We start from the raw sequence: 15,013 nt of genomic DNA on the forward strand, positions 1-15,013 counted from the left end.
TTTCATTGGGCATCAACAGGCCTGGGCTTCTGCTCACGGGCTTTCGGAGCTGGTCAGTCCCTTGAAGAGGCGGAATTCACATTCCGGATCGCTGCATTTTTCGCAGTTCCAACTCCATCGTGTCAGATTACCGTGTTCCCGCAAGGCGCTGCGCCGCGCCTGCAGTGCAGGCGCCTGGGGAAACCAGTTGCACAAGGCGGTGAGTGCGTCATCCAGCAAGCGCGTGCCCTGGCTGAACAGCACCTGAAACGGCTGCCGCTGGCTGACCAGATCGGCGCGCAGCTGCATCAACGCGTCCTGTGCGTGCTGCACTTGGGTATTGCTGGCGCTCAGAGGCGGGGTGAGCAGCAGCAGGGCATCGGTGGCGCCGAGTGCGCGCGCATCGAGCTGCATTGCAGCGCCGGGGCGGAAGTGAAAGCAGTCCTCTGCACCCAGCGCATGCTGCAGGCTGGCAGCCAATGCGCAAGCGTCTTCCACGGCGCAGGCCACCACATGGACGCATGCCATGGACGGCGATACAGGCGTGGTGCGGGTGCTGGGAAACGCAGACATAGGGCGCGATGATACGGCGAAAAAGAAAGCGCCTTCGGTAGGAAGGCGCTTCATGGGAACATGTCAGCCAGCGTGTACGGGCAGAACCGAGATCCGCTTTTGATCCCGCTTGAGTTTCTACTTGCGCGTGTACTGCACAAATACCTCATTGGGTTTGACCATGCCCAGTTCATTGCGGGCTTTGGCTTCCACCATGTCCATGCCTTGCTTGAGATCGCTCACCTCGGTTTCCAGGCGCACATTTTCGCGCTCGGCGGCCTCGTTCTCGGTCTTTTGCTTGGCGATCTGCTCTTTCATGTCCTTGACGTACGGGACGCTTCCCCGGCCGCTCCACAGCTGGGCATGGATGCTGACCAGGATGGCCAGCAGCACAAAGGGAACAATGCGGGAAATCATGAGCGCAGATCGATCAATAGACGATGGCTAAAGCCGCAAGCTTAACGCAGATTGTAAAAGGCGGCGCGGCCAGGGTACACAGCCACTTCGCCCAGGTCTTCCTCGATGCGCAGCAACTGGTTGTACTTGGCCATGCGGTCCGAGCGGCTGAGCGAGCCGGTCTTGATCTGGCCAGCGTTCAGGCCCACGGCGATGTCGGCAATCGTGCTGTCCTCGGTTTCGCCGGAGCGGTGCGAGATCACGGCGGTGTAGCCTGCGCGCTTGGCCATTTCGATGGCGGCAAAGGTTTCGCTCAGGGTGCCAATCTGATTGATCTTGATCAAGATCGAGTTGGCGATGCCCTTGTCGATGCCTTCCTTGAGGATCTTGGTGTTGGTGACGAACAGGTCGTCGCCCACCAGCTGCACCTTCTTGCCCAGGCGCTCGGTCAGCACCTTCCAGCCGTCCCAGTCGCCTTCGTGCATGCCATCTTCGATGGAGATGATGGGGTACTTGTCGCACCAGGCGGCCAGCATGTCGGTCCACTGCTCGGCCGTCAGGCTGATGCCGCCTTCGCCTTCGAGCACGTACTTGCCGTCCTTGTAGAACTCGGAGGCGGCGCAGTCCAGGGCCAGCGCGATCTGGTCGCCAGCGGTGTAGCCGGCCTTGTCGATGGCTTCCAGAATCAGCTGGATCGCTGCTTCATGGTTTTCGACCGATGGCGCAAAACCGCCTTCATCACCCACGGCAGTGGGCATGCCACGGCTGTCGATGATCTTCTTCAAGGCGTGGAACACCTCGGCGCCCCAGCGCAGCGCTTCGCGGAAGCTCGGCGCGCCCACGGGCACGATCATGAATTCCTGCAGGTCCAGGCTGTTGTTGGCGTGGGCACCGCCGTTGATGACGTTCATCATCGGCACGGGCAGCTGCACACCGGCCATGCCGCCAAAGTAGCGGTACAGCGGCAGGCCAGCTTCTTCGGCAGCGGCGCGGGCGACAGCCATCGACACGGCCAGCATGGCATTGGCGCCCAGGCGGCTCTTGTTGTCGGTGTTGTCCAGATCGATCAGGGTCTTGTCCAGGAAAGCCTGCTCGGCTGCATCCAGGCCCAGGATGGCTTCGGAGATTTCGGTATTGATGTGCTCCACGGCCTTGAGCACACCCTTGCCCAGGTAACGGCTCTTGTCGCCGTCACGCAGCTCGATGGCTTCGCGGGAGCCGGTGGATGCGCCCGACGGTACGGCCGCACGGCCCATCACACCCGATTCCAGCAGCACATCGCATTCGACGGTGGGGTTACCACGCGAATCCAGAATTTCGCGGCCAACGATATCAACAATTGCACTCACTTTAGAGCCTTTCAGAGATTGAAAAACGGGTTGCGTTGCTGCAAAAAGAGGAGCTGCAGCCGCGCGATATACGTGCGCTGGGGGCTAAGAACGTGTTTACGATCTCCTCGCGCCGCGACAGTGGCTTTGCGGGATGGGCTGCTAGGCGCAATACCGCAGCAATAGCCCCGCTATTGCGAGGATTTGCAACGACGCAGACCGCCCGCAATGCCTCTGTCCCTACGGGTTGGAGTGAAATCGGGCGATTTCTGCGCGCTGGCCCTTGCTTGCACCCCGGTGCAAGCTGCGGCCCAGCGCTTCGAACTCATCCCGATTGCACTCCAACGCGGCTGCGTAGAGATCGTAAACACGTTCTAAAACCATCCCAAACGGTTACACACCTTCGACCAGAACCATGCGCATGATAGCGGCACCTTCGCGCGCTGCGCGGGCCTTGGTGTATTCCGGGGAGTTATAAAACTTATGTGCGCTCTCGGTATCCTTGAACTTGAGGATCACGGTGCGGCCAGGGTTCCAGTCGCCTTCGATCACTTCCACCTTGCCGCCGCGCACACAGACTTCGGCGCCATAGGCTTGCATGGCGATGGTGCTGTACTTGCGGTATTCCTCGTACTGTTCAGGGTTGGTGACGGTGACCGACGCGATGATGTAGGCAGAGGCCATGCTTATGCTCCAAAATTGTTTTCGAGGTAGCCACTCTTCTTGGTGACGTTGTCCAGTGCGACCAGGGTCTCCAACAGCGCTTTCATGTGCTTGAGCGGCACGGCGTTGGGGCCGTCGGAGAGTGCGTTGCAGGGATCGGGATGGGTTTCCATGAACACGCCAGCCACGCCCACGGCAATGGCGGCGCGGGCCAGCACGGGCACCATCTCGCGCATGCCGCCGCTGCTGGTGCCATTGCCGCCGGGCAACTGCACGCTGTGTGTGGCGTCAAACACCACAGGGGCATTCGTCTCGCGCATGATGGCCAGCGAGCGCATGTCGCTCACCAGGTTGTTGTAGCCAAAGCTGGCGCCGCGCTCGCAGGCCAGAAAGCTGTCCTCGGGCAGGCCTGCTTCCTTGGCGGCGGCGCGGGCCTTGTCGATGACGTTCTTCATATCGTGAGGCGCCAGGAACTGGCCCTTCTTGATATTGACCGGCTTGCCCGACTGCGCGCAGGCACGGATGAAGTCGGTCTGGCGGCAGAGGAACGCCGGGGTTTGCAGCACATCGACAATGCTGGCCACGTAGGGCACTTCGGCCTCGGTGTGCACATCGGTGAGGATGGGAACGTTCAGCTCTTTTTTCACCTTGGCGAGAATCTCCAGGCCCTTTTCCATGCCCGGGCCGCGAAAGCTCGTGCCCGAGGAGCGGTTGGCCTTGTCGAAACTGCTCTTGAAGATGAAAGGAATGCCCAGCGATGCGGTGATTTCCTGAAGCTGGCCGGCCACATCCATCTGCAGCTGTTCGGATTCGACCACGCAGGGGCCGGCGATCAGGAAAAAGCGTTTGTCGAGGCCGATGTCAAATCCGCACAATTGCATGGAGGGCTCCTCAGCGATAAGGGGTGGGGGTGCGCCATGAAAAACGGTGTGCATCGTTGTATGCTTCGTTTTTCATAGCGACCGGCGCCTGCAGTGATTGCACTGGCGCCTTTTTTACTTGGAAACTACCTTCTTGCGGTCCACGGCCGCCTTGATGAAGGCATTGAACAGCGGATGGCCCGCCCATGGGGTGGACTTGAACTCGGGGTGGAACTGCACGCCGATGTACCAAGGGTGCACCTTGGCAGGCAGCTCGACGATTTCGGTCAGGTGCTCGCGCTGGGTCAGCGCGGAAATCACCAGGCCTGCGTCGCGCAGCTTGTCCAGGTACTGGGTGTTGGCTTCGTAGCGGTGGCGGTGGCGCTCGGTCACCACGTCGCCGTAGATGCTGTGGGCCAGGCTGCCCGACTGCACATCGGACGATTGCGCGCCCAGGCGCATGGTGCCGCCCAGGTCGGAGTTTTCGTCACGCGTTTTGATGGTGCCGTCGGCATCCTTCCACTCGGTGATCAGCGCGATCACGGGGTGGGGCGTCTGGCGGTCGAACTCGGTGGAGTTGGCATTGTCCAGGCCCGCCACATGGCGCGCGTATTCAATGGTGGCCACCTGCATGCCCAGGCAGATGCCCAGGTAGGGCACCTTGTGCTCGCGGGCGTAGCGGGCGGTGGAAATCTTGCCTTCCACACCGCGTGAGCCAAAGCCGCCGGGCACCAGAATGCCGTCGTAGCTCTTGAGCATTTCGGCAGCCGCCTTGTCGTCCACCGTTTCGGAATCCACGTGCGTGATCTTCACGCGCACATGGTTCTGCATGCCGGCGTGCTTGAGCGCTTCGTTGACCGATTTGTAGGCGTCCGACAGCTCCACATACTTGCCGACCATGGCAATCGAGACCTCACCCTTGGGGTGCTCGGTCTCGTACACCAGGTCGTCCCAGCGCTTGAGGTTGGCGGGCGGTGTGTTCAGGCGCAACTTGTCGCAGATCAAGCCGTCCAGGCCTTGCTCGTGCAGCATGCGGGGCACCTTGTAGATGGTGTCCACATCCCACATGCTGATCACGCCCCACGACTGCACGTTGGTGAAGAGCGAGATCTTGTCGCGCTCTTCCTCGGGCACGGCGTGTTGCGCGCGGCACAGCAGTGCATCGGGCTGAATGCCGATTTCGCGCAGCTTCTGCACCGTGTGCTGGGTGGGCTTGGTCTTGAGCTCGCCAGCCGCCGCAATGTAGGGCAGGTAGGTCAGGTGCACGAAGGCCGAGTTGTTGGGGCCGAGTTTGAGCGAGAGCTGGCGCACCGCTTCGAGGAAGGGCAGCGATTCGATATCGCCGACCGTGCCGCCGATCTCGCAGATTGCCACGTCCACCGCATGGTCGGTGCCGATACCGGCGCCGCGCTTGACGTATTCCTGAATTTCGTTGGTGATGTGGGGGATGACCTGCACGGTCTTGCCCAGGTAATCACCACGGCGTTCTTTCTCCAGCACGCTCTGGTAGATGCGGCCGGTCGTGAAGTTGTTGGACTGGCGCATGCGCGTTTCGATGAAACGCTCATAGTGGCCCAGATCCAGGTCGGTCTCTGCGCCGTCGTCAGTCACGAACACTTCGCCGTGCTGGAAGGGGGACATGGTGCCTGGATCCACGTTGATGTAGGGATCCAGCTTGATCAGGGTGACTTTGAGTCCGCGCGATTCCAAAATCGCTGCAAGGGAGGCTGAGGCGATTCCCTTACCGAGGGAAGACACCACACCGCCAGTGACGAAGACAAATTTGGTCATGTCTTTTTGGGAGGTGGGAAATTCTGATTATAAAGGCGCTTGCGAAGGCGGTGCGCGAGGTGCTGGCAATGGTCTGCAAAATGCATGGGATTGGCCATGCTGGCATGCGCCTTTGCATGGCTGGGCAGGCGCTGCGCCATGGGGCTCTGCTACATTGGCGGGCATGAACCAGCTCCATGGAAAACATATTGTCCTCGGCATGTCCGGTGGCGTTGCCGCCTTCAAATCGGCCGAGCTGTGCCGCCGCCTGACCAAGGCGGGCGCCACCGTGCAGGTGGTGATGACCGAATCGGCCACCCAGTTCATGACGCCGGTGACCATGCAGGCGCTCTCCAACCGGCCTGTCTATGTATCGCAGTGGGATGCACGCGAGCACAACAACATGCCGCACATCAATCTGAGCCGTGAGGCCGATGCCATTGTGATTGCGCCGTGCAGCGCAGATTTCATCGCCCGCCTGGTGCAGGGCCGGGCCGACGAGCTGCTGAGCCTGCTGTGCCTGGCGCGGCCCATGGGGACGGTGCCGCTCATCCTTGCCCCGGCCATGAACCGCGAGATGTGGGCACACCCGGCCACGCAGCGTAACCTGCGCCAGGTGCAGGCGGACGGCGCCGTGGTGCTGGGCGTGGGCAATGGCGACCAGGCCTGTGGCGAGACCGGCGACGGCCGCATGCTCGAAGCTGCCGAGATTGAAGAGGAGCTGCAGTACTTCTTTGCCGCCAAATCGCTTGCAGGCAGGAAACTGCTGATCACCGCCGGGCCCACCTTCGAGGCGATCGACCCGGTGCGCGGCATCACCAACCTCTCCAGCGGCAAGATGGGCTTTGCCATTGCGCGGGCTGCCCAGGCGGCCGGTGCGCAGGTCACCCTGGTGGCTGGTCCGGTGCATGTGCCCACGCCGCGCGGCGTGCGCCGCATCGATGTGCAATCGGCGCAGAACATGCTCGATGCCGTGCTGAACCACGTGGATGGCGCCGATGTCTTTGTTGCCACCGCAGCCGTGGCGGACTGGCGCCCGGCCCGGGCCGCCGACCAGAAGATCAAGAAAGACGGCAGTGGCCAGGTGCCGCAGATGGCTTTTGTGGAGAACCCCGACATTCTGGCGACCGTGGCACAACTGCCGCGCGCGCAAAGCGGCCAGCTCTACTGCGTGGGCTTTGCGGCAGAAAGCGAAAACCTGCTGGCCAATGCTGAGGCTAAGCGCCTGCGCAAACAGATTCCGCTGCTGGTGGGCAATATCGGCCCGGCCACATTCGGCAAGGATGACAACGCCTTGCTGCTGGTGGATGCACACGGCCACCAGGAACTGCCACGCGCGAGCAAGGCGGTGCTGGGCGAGCAGCTGGTGGGGGAGATTGCGCGCCGACTGGCGCAGTAAGCAACTGCGCTCCAGCTATAAAGGTCTTCAACCGATTGCTATCAAAAATAGAGCTTTTGGCGTCTGTGGATATTGGGTTCTAAGGACTTGAGCGGTCAAACTCCAATCAACGCGTGCGCTTCCAGCTCTTCTTTTTGAATCAACGCAAGCACCGTGTCACTGCAGCAGGGCTTCAATGTCGTTGTAGAGCGCACGCGACATGCTGATGCCTTGCTTGGCGCTCTGGGCGCGGGCGGCGAAGCGGCGCTCTGACGGCAGGCGGGCGCCCTGGTCGGTAATGGCTGCAAACATGGCCTCGGCGCGCTCCTGCGAGGCAGGCCAGTCGCCGCCTGCAAAGCGCTGCGGGTCAAAGGCCAGCAGCAGGTGGCCGTGGTAGGGCACACCGCCTTTGCCTGCGTCAAAATCCATTGAGCCCTGGCTGTTGAGGTCGCCAATCAGCGCACCGGCCATCAGCTCTACCATCGTGGACAGGGCCGATCCCTTGTGGCCACCAAAGGTCAGCATGGCGCCCTTGGCTACGGCTACCGGGTCGGTGGAGGGTGTGCCGTCCACATCCACCCCAGCGCCTTCGGGCAGGGGCTTGCCCGCACGGCGGTGCAGCTCCAGGTCGCCGCGTGCGATGGCGCTGGTGGCAAAGTCAAACACATAGGGGTATGGGCCCGGGCGCGGCCAGCCAAAGGCAATCGGGTTGGTGCCGAACACACCGCGCTTGCCGCCCGTGGGGGCCACCCAGGCGTGGCTGGGCGTCATCACCAGTGCAGCCAGGCCCTGGGCGGTGAGCATTTCCACTTCGGGCCACAGGGCGGTGAAATGAAAGCAGTGGTTGATGACCAGCGCGCCCACGCCGAGCTGGCGCGTGGCAGCCACGAGATGCGGCAGGCCAGCTTCCAATGCCAGCGGCGAGAAAGCCTTGCGCGCGTCGACCCGCGTGATCGCGCCCTGTGTGGGCTGCACGATGGGCTCTGCCTGCAAGTCCACCAGGCCGGTGCGGATGGTCTGCGCCGCGCTCAAGATGCGGTAGGCGCCGTGCGACTGGCAGGCATCGCGCTGGCCCGCAACCACAATGCGCGTCATGGCGCTGGCGTGCGCTGCGCTCAGGCCCAGGTGCTGCAACACGCGCATCGACAGGTCATGCAATTGCGCCTCAGGAATCAGGATGGTGTCGTTGTTCATATCGCTCATGGTGTCTCCAATCCTGCCGAGCTTAGCAGGCGGCATGGCGCATTGCAGCCACCGGCGCGGCATCTGCGGGTTAATCCTGAATTGATAGCAAGAAAGGCATGCTGCGCAAGCGCAACATGCCTTTCTTAGTATGCGTGCTATGGCGGGCAGATTTACGCGTGGTCAGTCAGCGCCAGGTAGAACCATTCGCGGTTCACCTCCGCATCGCTTTGCGGGAAGATCATGCAGCCGTCGAATGGCGCCAGGATCTGCGTGCCGTCGGCGCGCGTGGCCAGCAGATCGCCCGTCTTGAAAGGGTCGAAGTTCTGCCACTCGCGGGTCATCTTGTCGTCCTTGTGCTGGCGCATGAAGACATCCTTCATGTGGTGCGTGGTGTAGCGCGCCACCGGCTCGACGGTCACATCGGCCATGTCCAGCAGATTCAGTACACCGGCAATGCAGCGGTCGGCGATCTCGATGGCCTCGGGGTCGGCGTGCGAGCCCGATTCCACCGTGATCGCATAGCCGCCACGGCTGCGCATGAATTCGTTGGTGCCAATGCCGTGCTCGGCGCGGATGGCACCATTGCTGGCCTGAACCGCCTTGTCATACACCTCCAGCCAGCCCTGCACGATGGTGGGCAGGCCAACGGCCTTGGCAAAGGCTTCTTCCTCCAGCTGGCGGGCAAAGGGCTCCAGCGTGCCGGTGTTGTTGAGCGGGCCGGTCATGGCAAATGGCACGCCGTCACCGCTGTAGGAATGCAGGTCGAGCAGGGCATCGTGGCTCTCCAGCAAGGGGGCCAGCGCATTGACGACATGGTCTTCAAAGTTCTGGGGCTTGTCGGTTGGCACAAAGTTGCGGTTGAGATTGCGGTCGCCTTCTCGTTCGTTTTTGAAGAAGGCCTTTGGGTTTGCCACTGGCACCATGGTGAGGCGCCCGCGTTTGAGGCGTGCCTGGCCGGATTCAAAGCGCTCGATCCAGCGGCGGATGGCGTGCGTGCCGCTCTGCTCGTTGCCATGCACGGCACCAAAGATCAGCAGCGAGGGGCCAGGGGTGGCCGTAGCCCAGCCGTAGCTGCGCAATGCTTCGGGCTGGTCGGCCGAGATGGTGGTGTCCACGGGTTGGAGTTGAAAGCTGGAGACAGTCATATCAAGTCAATGGGTAGGTGTATGGCGGGCGCCGGTATTGCGGGTCCGCGCCGTGCGCGGGGCAAAGGATGGGCCTTTGCAAAGGTGCGCGCGGATGTGCGGCACAGAGGGGCGGCGGCCTGCCATTGGCGCAGCCTGTGCAACGCCAGCAGCCATCCTACCCGATTGGCAGCGATGCCGCCCTCTGGCGCATTATTTTTATAGCTGAAAGCGCTTTCTGGGCGGGCGCTGTGCGCCAAATTGACCCGGAAACGCTGTATGGATGTTTATCAACCCGGCAGCATCTTCGCCACGGGCCAGTGCAATAAAAAGGGCTGCAAAGCAGCCCTTAGAACGATGATTGCGCAGTTTATTGCGCGCGACGGTACACCAGATCCCACACACCGTGGCCCAGGCGCAGGCCCCGGTTCTCAAACTTGGTGAGCGGCCGGTAATCGGGCTGCGGAGCATAGCCCTCTGCCGTGTTGCGCAGCTGCGGGTTGGCCGACAGCACTTCCAGCATCTGCTCGGCGTAAGGTTGCCAATCGGTGGCGCAATGGATATAGCCGCCGATCCTGAGGCGATCCACCAGCTTGGCAACGAAAGGCGGCTGAATCAGGCGGCGCTTGTTGTGCTTCTTCTTGTGCCATGGGTCGGGAAAGAAGACGTGGATGCCGTCCAGCATGCCGGGTTGCAGCATGTTCTCGAGCACCTCCACCGCATCGTGCTGGAAGATGCGGATATTGGTGATGTCCTGCTCGCCAATGCGCTTGAGCAGGGCGCCCACACCGGGCTCGTGCACTTCGCAGCACAGAAAGTTGTCGTCGGGGCGCACCCGCGCAATGTGCGCGGTGGCTTCACCCATGCCAAAGCCGATCTCGAGAATCAAGTGTGCGGAGCGGCCAAAGGCGGTTTGTGCATCGAACGGCTGGCCGGTGTATTCCAGCACGTAACGTTCGCCAAACTCTTCAAACGCCTTGGCCTGCCCGGTGGTGGTGCGGCCCGCGCGGCGAACGTAGGAGCGGATCGTCTTGGGGTGCGCCACACCCGCTGGCGCGTGGCCGGGCGTGCTGCTGGCGTCAGCTGCATTGGTGACGATGGGTTCGGCGGCGGATGGATTCGCCTCTGGCGTCGAAGAATCTTGCATGGTGAGCGCGGGGCAGGCTCGGCGGGCCAAAGAGAATGGGGCCGGTCTGCCTGCTTTGTCAGAACTGAGGAAAAATTGATATGTATCTGCAGGCGCTGCCAAGACAGGCGTGCGTAACCCGGTATTGTAGGTTTTCTGCCTGCGTGGTTGGCGGTAGGTGGATTTAAGCGCGCAATCCGTCTTGGGGCACCGGTTGGGGCGCCGGTTTCTCCACAAGGCGCGCCGCCCATTGCGGAACCCAATGTTCCAGCGTCTGGCCGATGCTTTGGCCAACATGGCTCTCCAGCCCCAGAAAGCGCCCGGCCTGCTGCAATGCGGCAAGGGCCTGCGCCTCGTTGCCAGTGGCAATGGACGGCGCACCGTACTGCTTGGACAGCTTTTCACCATCGGCCTGCAGCACCAGCGGCGTATGCATATAGCGCGGTGTAGGCAGCCCCAGTGCGTGCTGCAGCAGCATCTGGCGTGGCGTATTGTCGGCCAGATCGGCGCCGCGCACCACATCGGTAATGCCTTGCTCGGCATCGTCCACCACCACCGCCAACTGGTAGGCCCACAGGCCGTCGGCACGCTGCACCAGAAAATCCCCGACCGTGGAGGCCACGTCCTGGCGCAGATCACCCAGCAGCCGGTCGTGCCAGTGCAATTGCTGGTTTGCTATGGAAAAAGGAGTTGCTGCGCCAATCTGAGTTGCATTAGCGGCTGTTTCAACCAAGATTTTTTGGTAGCGCACGGTATGAAAGCGCCAACTGCGCGCGGCCTTGCCATGCAGACCATCGCGGCAGGTACCGGGGTAGGGGCGCTCGCCGTGGCGCTCGTGCACATGGCCCTGGGCGGCCAGCGCGGCCTCCATGTCGCGCCGCGTGCAGCCACATGCGTAAGCCCAGCCTCCGGCCTGCAACTGTGCCAGTGCCTGCGCATACAGTGGGTGGCGGGCCGATTGCCACTCGGGCGGATCATCGGGAACGAGGCCGCAGGCCAGGAGTTGGCGCAGGATTTCTTCCCCCATGCCCGGCGGGCAACGCGGCGGATCAATATCTTCGATCCGCACCAGCCAGCGCCCGCCATGCGCACGCGCATCCAGCCAGGAAGCAAGCGCCGCCACCAGCGAGCCCGCATGCAGCGGACCGGTGGGCGAAGGGGCAAAGCGGCCCACGTAGGCAGAAGGTTTCATTGGGCCGAAAGTGTACTGCGCGCGCGACTAGCCCGCAGCCTTACGCGCAAAGCGCACGCTGATGCGCAGGCCTGGGCCAAAGGGGGGAGGGGAGGGTTGTTGGGCGTCGGCCAGTTGCAGGGTGCCGCCGCTGGCCTGCGCCACTTCCTGCACGATGGCCAGGCCCAGCCCTGTGCCGGGGGTGTCGCTGGCCAGGCGGTAAAAGCGCTCCAGTACCTGGTCGCGGCTCTGGGCGGGAATGCCGGGGCCATTGTCTTCAACAAACAGCAGCAGGCTGCCAGCCTGCGCATGCAACCCCAGGGTGACCTGGCCTTGTGGCGGCGTGTAGCGAATGGCGTTGTCCACCAGGTTGGCAATCAACTCGGGCAGCAGGCGGCTGGTGGTGAGCAAGGAAAACGGGGGGGCGCTCGTCGTAGCCGTGGTGCCCACAGCAGGCGTGGCATTGCGTGCAGGCTCGCTTTCCTCGGCTGCTTCTTTCTCCTCCCACCCCAGGTCGATCTGTTTCTGGTCGGCTGCCGGAGCCATGGCTTCCAGGCACTGCAGGCAGAGGGCTCGCAAATCCACCCACTGCGCCGCTTGCGTTGTGCTGCCTGCCTCTGCCTGTGCCAAGGTGAGGAGCTGGTTGGTCACGTTTACCAATTGCTGGTTGCTGCGCTGCAGCCGTTGCAGGATGGCCAGGCGCTGGGCGATGGAGAGCTCGGCCAGCGCTGTCGGCGTCTGGCCCAGAGCCTGTTCGAGCGTATGGGCCTGGATGGCCAGCGGTGTGCGCAACTGGTGCGCTGCATCGGAGATGAACTGCCGCTGCCGTGCCACCTGGGCGCGGATGGTGCGCGCAAACTGGTTGACGGTGTCGGCGAGCGGCCGCAGCTCCTGATGCAATTGACGTGAATCAAGGTGGAAATCCAGCTCCTTGGCGGGGCGTGCGGCCAGCTGGCGCGCCATGCGCAGCAGGGGGCGCAGCTCCAGGGTCAACGCGGTGGCACTGACCAGTACGGCCACGGCCAGTGCCCACAGCAGGTATTCCATGGTGGGCCACCACAGTGTCTGCACCATGTTGTCGCGGCTGTGTGTGGTTTTGCCGACCACAATGGTGATTTCCCGCGCCCCGGCCACGTCGTACATGGCGCGGCGCGTGATGACGGCGCGGATGGGCTGGCCCTGCCATACCGCGTCGTACCACTGGGCGTTGTCGCTGCCGCTCAATTGCAACTGCTGCGGCTGGGGGAAGTTCTGCTGTCCTGCCAGCAACTGTCCTTGCGCATCGGTCACGCTCAGGTAGACGTGGTCGCGCGCGGGTGACATGAACAGGCTGAGTGCTGAGGGTGGCACACTGGCATGCACGTCGCCGTCTTCCCAGATCAGGCGGTCGGCGAGGATCTTGGCCGACGAGAGCAGGTCGTGGTCCTGCACGTAGTCGGCCGCGTCTTCGGCGTGTTCGTGTGCAAACCAGCCGCACAGGGCCACCAGCACCGCCAGCGGCAGCAGTAGCCACAGGGCCAGGCGCGCGCGCAGGCTGTGCAGCATCTATTCGCCGCCTGGCAGCTTTTGCTTGAGCAGGTAGCCCACGCCGCGCAGGGTCATGATGGTGGTGTCGCTGGCCTGCAGTTTCTTGCGCAGGCGGTGCACGTACAGATCGACGGCGTCGGCGCTGGCTTCTTCGTCCATGCCGTAGATCACGTCCATCAGCCGTTGTTTGGAGAGCGCGCTGCCGTTTTGCAGCATCAGCGCTTCAAGCACGCTGCGCTCGCGCGGTGGCAGGGCCAGCTCTTCGCCTGCCACGCTGAACAGGCGTGTGCGCAGGTCCAGTTGCAGGTTGCCGCAGCGCACGTGGTTGTCGCGCCCGGGCATCTGCCGCCGGGCAATGGCCTGCATGCGCGCCAAAAGCTCCCGCACTTCCACCGGCTTGACGAGGTAGTCATCGGCGCCGATCTCCAGGCACAGCACCTTCTGATCGAGCGAATCGCTGGCCGTCAGCACGATCACCGGTACGCTGTCGCCGCGCTCGCGCAACCGGCGCAGCAGGGCCTTGCCGGTGAGTTGCGGCAGGTTCAGGTCAAGCAGCAGCAGGTCGTAGTGCGATTGGGTGAGCAACTGGTCGGCTGCGTCGCCACGGTCCACATGGTCAACCACAAAGGCGTGCTGGCGCAGCAGCTCCGCCAGGGATTGGGCGAGTTCCAGGTTGTCTTCGACCAGAAGAATTTTCATCAGATGCGGCGGCGCCCTAGGCACCCAAAAAAGAGATCAGGGATAACCACTAAAAATGCTGCAGTGCAGCGAAAGCGCACTGAAAGGGTGCCATTTCTAGACTCTGTTCCTATCCGGTGCATTATGCGGTCGCCCAACCGGGCGCTCAAGCCGACCAAGGTGCACCATGGACAACAACGCAAGGAGATGCACCATGACCACCATCCACACTTCACGCCGTGCTGCGCTGGCTGCCATTGCGGCTGCCGCTGTCTGCTGCATGGCAAGCCCTGCCGCACAGGCCGCTGACAGCGATACGGTCACCATCATGGTGGGCGGCATCAACAAGATCATCTATCTGCCTGCCAAGCTGGCCGAATCGCTGGGCTATTTCAAGGACGAGGGCCTGAAGGTGGAATTGCAGTCGCAACCCGCAGGCGTGGATGCCGAAAACCAGTTGATCGCTGGTGCCGTGCAGGGTGTGGTGGGTTTTTACGACCACACCATCGATCTGCAGGCCAAGGGCAAGGAGATCGAGGCGATTGCGGTGTTCTGCAAGGTGCCGGGCGAGGTGGAGCTGGTTTCTGCCAAGGCGGCTGCAGCGGGTTTCAAGTCCATGGCCGATGCCAAGGGCAAGACGCTGGGCGTTACGGGCCTGGGCTCGTCCACCGAGTTTCTGACCCGCTATCTGGTCGACAAGCAGGGCGTGGCCAGCAAGGACTATTCGCTGCTGCCTGTGGGCGCAGGCAATTCCTTCATCGCCGGCATGAAGCAGGACCGTATCCAGGCCGGCATGACGACCGAGCCTACCGTGTCGCAAATGCTCAAGACCGGTGACGCGCAGGTGCTGGTGGACATGCGCAGCGAGGAGGGCACCAAGGCCGCGCTGGGCGGCCTCTACCCTGCCGCCAGCCTGTACGTGCGCAACGAGTGGGCCACAAGCCACAAGGAGCAGGCAGCCAAGCTGGCCCGCGCCTTTGGCAGGACGATGCAGTACATCAGCAGCCACAGCGCCGAAGACATTGCCGAGAAGATGCCCAAGGATTACTACGGCAACGACAAGGAGCTGTATGTGGCGGCGCTCAAGGCCTCGCTGCCCATGTACACCAAGGACGGCAAGATGCCAGAAGGCGGCCCGGAGACCGTGCTCAAGGTGCTGTCGGCCTACAAGCCGAATGTGAAGAGCGCGCATATCGACCTGGCCAAGACCTATTCCAACGCCTACCTGAACGCGAAGTAGGAAGCTGAGATCCATTTTTTAGCGCGTGCTGTGCTG

The 15,013-nt window shown here is 62.7% G+C and carries 14 protein-coding genes; 2 read left to right on the forward strand and 12 right to left on the reverse strand.

All coding sequences use genetic code 11. The annotated features are described in order from the left end of the window. Nucleotides 1–33: 33 nt before the first annotated feature. From LAD35_RS08655 to LAD35_RS08680, 6 genes are all read right to left on the reverse strand, one after another. Nucleotides 34–552 (reverse strand): hypothetical protein, encoded by a 519-nt coding sequence (locus LAD35_RS08655; RefSeq protein WP_224152275.1) that lies wholly within the window; start codon nucleotides 550–552, stop codon nucleotides 34–36. 117 nt (nucleotides 553–669) lie between these two features. Next, on the reverse strand, nucleotides 670–948 hold the full coding sequence (locus LAD35_RS08660; RefSeq protein WP_224152276.1) for an FtsB family cell division protein: 279 nt from the start codon (nucleotides 946–948) through the stop codon (nucleotides 670–672). 41 nt (nucleotides 949–989) lie between these two features. Further along, nucleotides 990–2,276 carry a phosphopyruvate hydratase gene (gene eno, locus LAD35_RS08665; protein WP_224152277.1) on the reverse strand — a complete coding sequence of 429 codons (1,287 nt, stop codon included), beginning with the start codon at nucleotides 2,274–2,276 and terminating at the stop codon, nucleotides 990–992. Between the two features lie 372 nt (nucleotides 2,277–2,648). After that, nucleotides 2,649–2,939, reverse strand: coding sequence for a DUF1330 domain-containing protein (locus tag LAD35_RS08670; RefSeq protein WP_224152278.1), 291 nt, complete (start codon nucleotides 2,937–2,939; stop codon nucleotides 2,649–2,651). Between the two features lie 2 nt (nucleotides 2,940–2,941). Next, nucleotides 2,942–3,799, reverse strand: coding sequence for a 3-deoxy-8-phosphooctulonate synthase (gene kdsA, locus LAD35_RS08675; protein ID WP_224152279.1), 858 nt, complete (start codon nucleotides 3,797–3,799; stop codon nucleotides 2,942–2,944). 114 nt (nucleotides 3,800–3,913) lie between these two features. Continuing rightward, on the reverse strand, nucleotides 3,914–5,569 hold the full coding sequence (locus LAD35_RS08680; protein WP_224152280.1) for a CTP synthase: 1,656 nt from the start codon (nucleotides 5,567–5,569) through the stop codon (nucleotides 3,914–3,916). Between the two features lie 163 nt (nucleotides 5,570–5,732). Here LAD35_RS08680 and coaBC point away from each other — a divergent pair, with 163 nt between their 5' ends. After that, nucleotides 5,733–6,947: a bifunctional phosphopantothenoylcysteine decarboxylase/phosphopantothenate--cysteine ligase CoaBC gene (gene coaBC / locus LAD35_RS08685; protein WP_224152281.1), complete on the forward strand. Its 1,215-nt coding sequence runs from the start codon at nucleotides 5,733–5,735 to the stop codon at nucleotides 6,945–6,947. A gap of 156 nt (nucleotides 6,948–7,103) precedes the next feature. On the opposite strand, the gene LAD35_RS08690 is transcribed toward coaBC, so the two are convergent. The 6 genes from LAD35_RS08690 to LAD35_RS08715 all read right to left on the reverse strand — a co-directional run bounded on the left by LAD35_RS08690 (nucleotide 7,104) and on the right by LAD35_RS08715 (nucleotide 13,758). After that, nucleotides 7,104–8,120: an Ldh family oxidoreductase gene (locus LAD35_RS08690; protein WP_377779451.1), complete on the reverse strand. Its 1,017-nt coding sequence runs from the start codon at nucleotides 8,118–8,120 to the stop codon at nucleotides 7,104–7,106. A 161-nt stretch (nucleotides 8,121–8,281) separates the two neighbouring features. Further along, nucleotides 8,282–9,256 (reverse strand): M14 family metallopeptidase, encoded by a 975-nt coding sequence (locus LAD35_RS08695; protein WP_224152283.1) that lies wholly within the window; start codon nucleotides 9,254–9,256, stop codon nucleotides 8,282–8,284. Between the two features lie 349 nt (nucleotides 9,257–9,605). Continuing rightward, nucleotides 9,606–10,382: a tRNA (guanosine(46)-N7)-methyltransferase TrmB gene (gene trmB, locus LAD35_RS08700; RefSeq protein WP_224152284.1), complete on the reverse strand. Its 777-nt coding sequence runs from the start codon at nucleotides 10,380–10,382 to the stop codon at nucleotides 9,606–9,608. A 163-nt stretch (nucleotides 10,383–10,545) separates the two neighbouring features. After that, nucleotides 10,546–11,553, reverse strand: coding sequence for a tRNA glutamyl-Q(34) synthetase GluQRS (gluQRS, locus tag LAD35_RS08705; protein WP_224152285.1), 1,008 nt, complete (start codon nucleotides 11,551–11,553; stop codon nucleotides 10,546–10,548). Nucleotides 11,554–11,580: 27 nt separating this feature from the next. Then, nucleotides 11,581–13,077, reverse strand: a complete 1,497-nt coding sequence (locus LAD35_RS08710; RefSeq protein ID WP_224152286.1) for a sensor histidine kinase — start codon at nucleotides 13,075–13,077, stop codon at nucleotides 11,581–11,583. Continuing rightward, the gene (locus LAD35_RS08715) at nucleotides 13,078–13,758 is read right to left on the reverse strand and encodes a response regulator transcription factor (protein WP_224152287.1); all 681 of its coding nucleotides are present in this window, start codon (nucleotides 13,756–13,758) and stop codon (nucleotides 13,078–13,080) included. A 202-nt stretch (nucleotides 13,759–13,960) separates the two neighbouring features. Here LAD35_RS08715 and LAD35_RS08720 point away from each other — a divergent pair, with 202 nt between their 5' ends. Then, nucleotides 13,961–14,977 (forward strand): ABC transporter substrate-binding protein, encoded by a 1,017-nt coding sequence (locus tag LAD35_RS08720; RefSeq protein ID WP_224152621.1) that lies wholly within the window; start codon nucleotides 13,961–13,963, stop codon nucleotides 14,975–14,977. Nucleotides 14,978–15,013: the final 36 nt, after the last annotated feature.

The sequence above is a fragment of the Comamonas odontotermitis genome (assembly GCF_020080045.1).
Taxonomy (GTDB): domain Bacteria; phylum Pseudomonadota; class Gammaproteobacteria; order Burkholderiales; family Burkholderiaceae_C; genus Comamonas; species Comamonas odontotermitis.

What these genes read in the sequence shown, in the direction of transcription:
- LAD35_RS08655 (WP_224152275.1), bottom strand. Translation starts at nt 552, where the DNA reads ATGTCTGCGTTTCCCAGCACCCGCACCACGCCTGTATCGCCGTCCATG.
- LAD35_RS08660 (WP_224152276.1), bottom strand. Translation starts at nt 948, where the DNA reads ATGATTTCCCGCATTGTTCCCTTTGTGCTGCTGGCCATCCTGGTCAGC.
- LAD35_RS08670 (WP_224152278.1), bottom strand. Translation starts at nt 2,939, where the DNA reads ATGGCCTCTGCCTACATCATCGCGTCGGTCACCGTCACCAACCCTGAA.
- kdsA (WP_224152279.1), bottom strand. Translation starts at nt 3,799, where the DNA reads ATGCAATTGTGCGGATTTGACATCGGCCTCGACAAACGCTTTTTCCTG.
- LAD35_RS08680 (WP_224152280.1), bottom strand. Translation starts at nt 5,569, where the DNA reads ATGACCAAATTTGTCTTCGTCACTGGCGGTGTGGTGTCTTCCCTCGGT.
- coaBC (WP_224152281.1), top strand. Translation starts at nt 5,733, where the DNA reads ATGAACCAGCTCCATGGAAAACATATTGTCCTCGGCATGTCCGGTGGC.
- LAD35_RS08690 (WP_377779451.1), bottom strand. Translation starts at nt 8,120, where the DNA reads ATGAACAACGACACCATCCTGATTCCTGAGGCGCAATTGCATGACCTG.
- LAD35_RS08695 (WP_224152283.1), bottom strand. Translation starts at nt 9,256, where the DNA reads ATGACTGTCTCCAGCTTTCAACTCCAACCCGTGGACACCACCATCTCG.
- trmB (WP_224152284.1), bottom strand. Translation starts at nt 10,382, where the DNA reads ATGCAAGATTCTTCGACGCCAGAGGCGAATCCATCCGCCGCCGAACCC.
- gluQRS (WP_224152285.1), bottom strand. Translation starts at nt 11,553, where the DNA reads ATGAAACCTTCTGCCTACGTGGGCCGCTTTGCCCCTTCGCCCACCGGT.
- LAD35_RS08710 (WP_224152286.1), bottom strand. Translation starts at nt 13,077, where the DNA reads ATGCTGCACAGCCTGCGCGCGCGCCTGGCCCTGTGGCTACTGCTGCCG.
- LAD35_RS08715 (WP_224152287.1), bottom strand. Translation starts at nt 13,758, where the DNA reads ATGAAAATTCTTCTGGTCGAAGACAACCTGGAACTCGCCCAATCCCTG.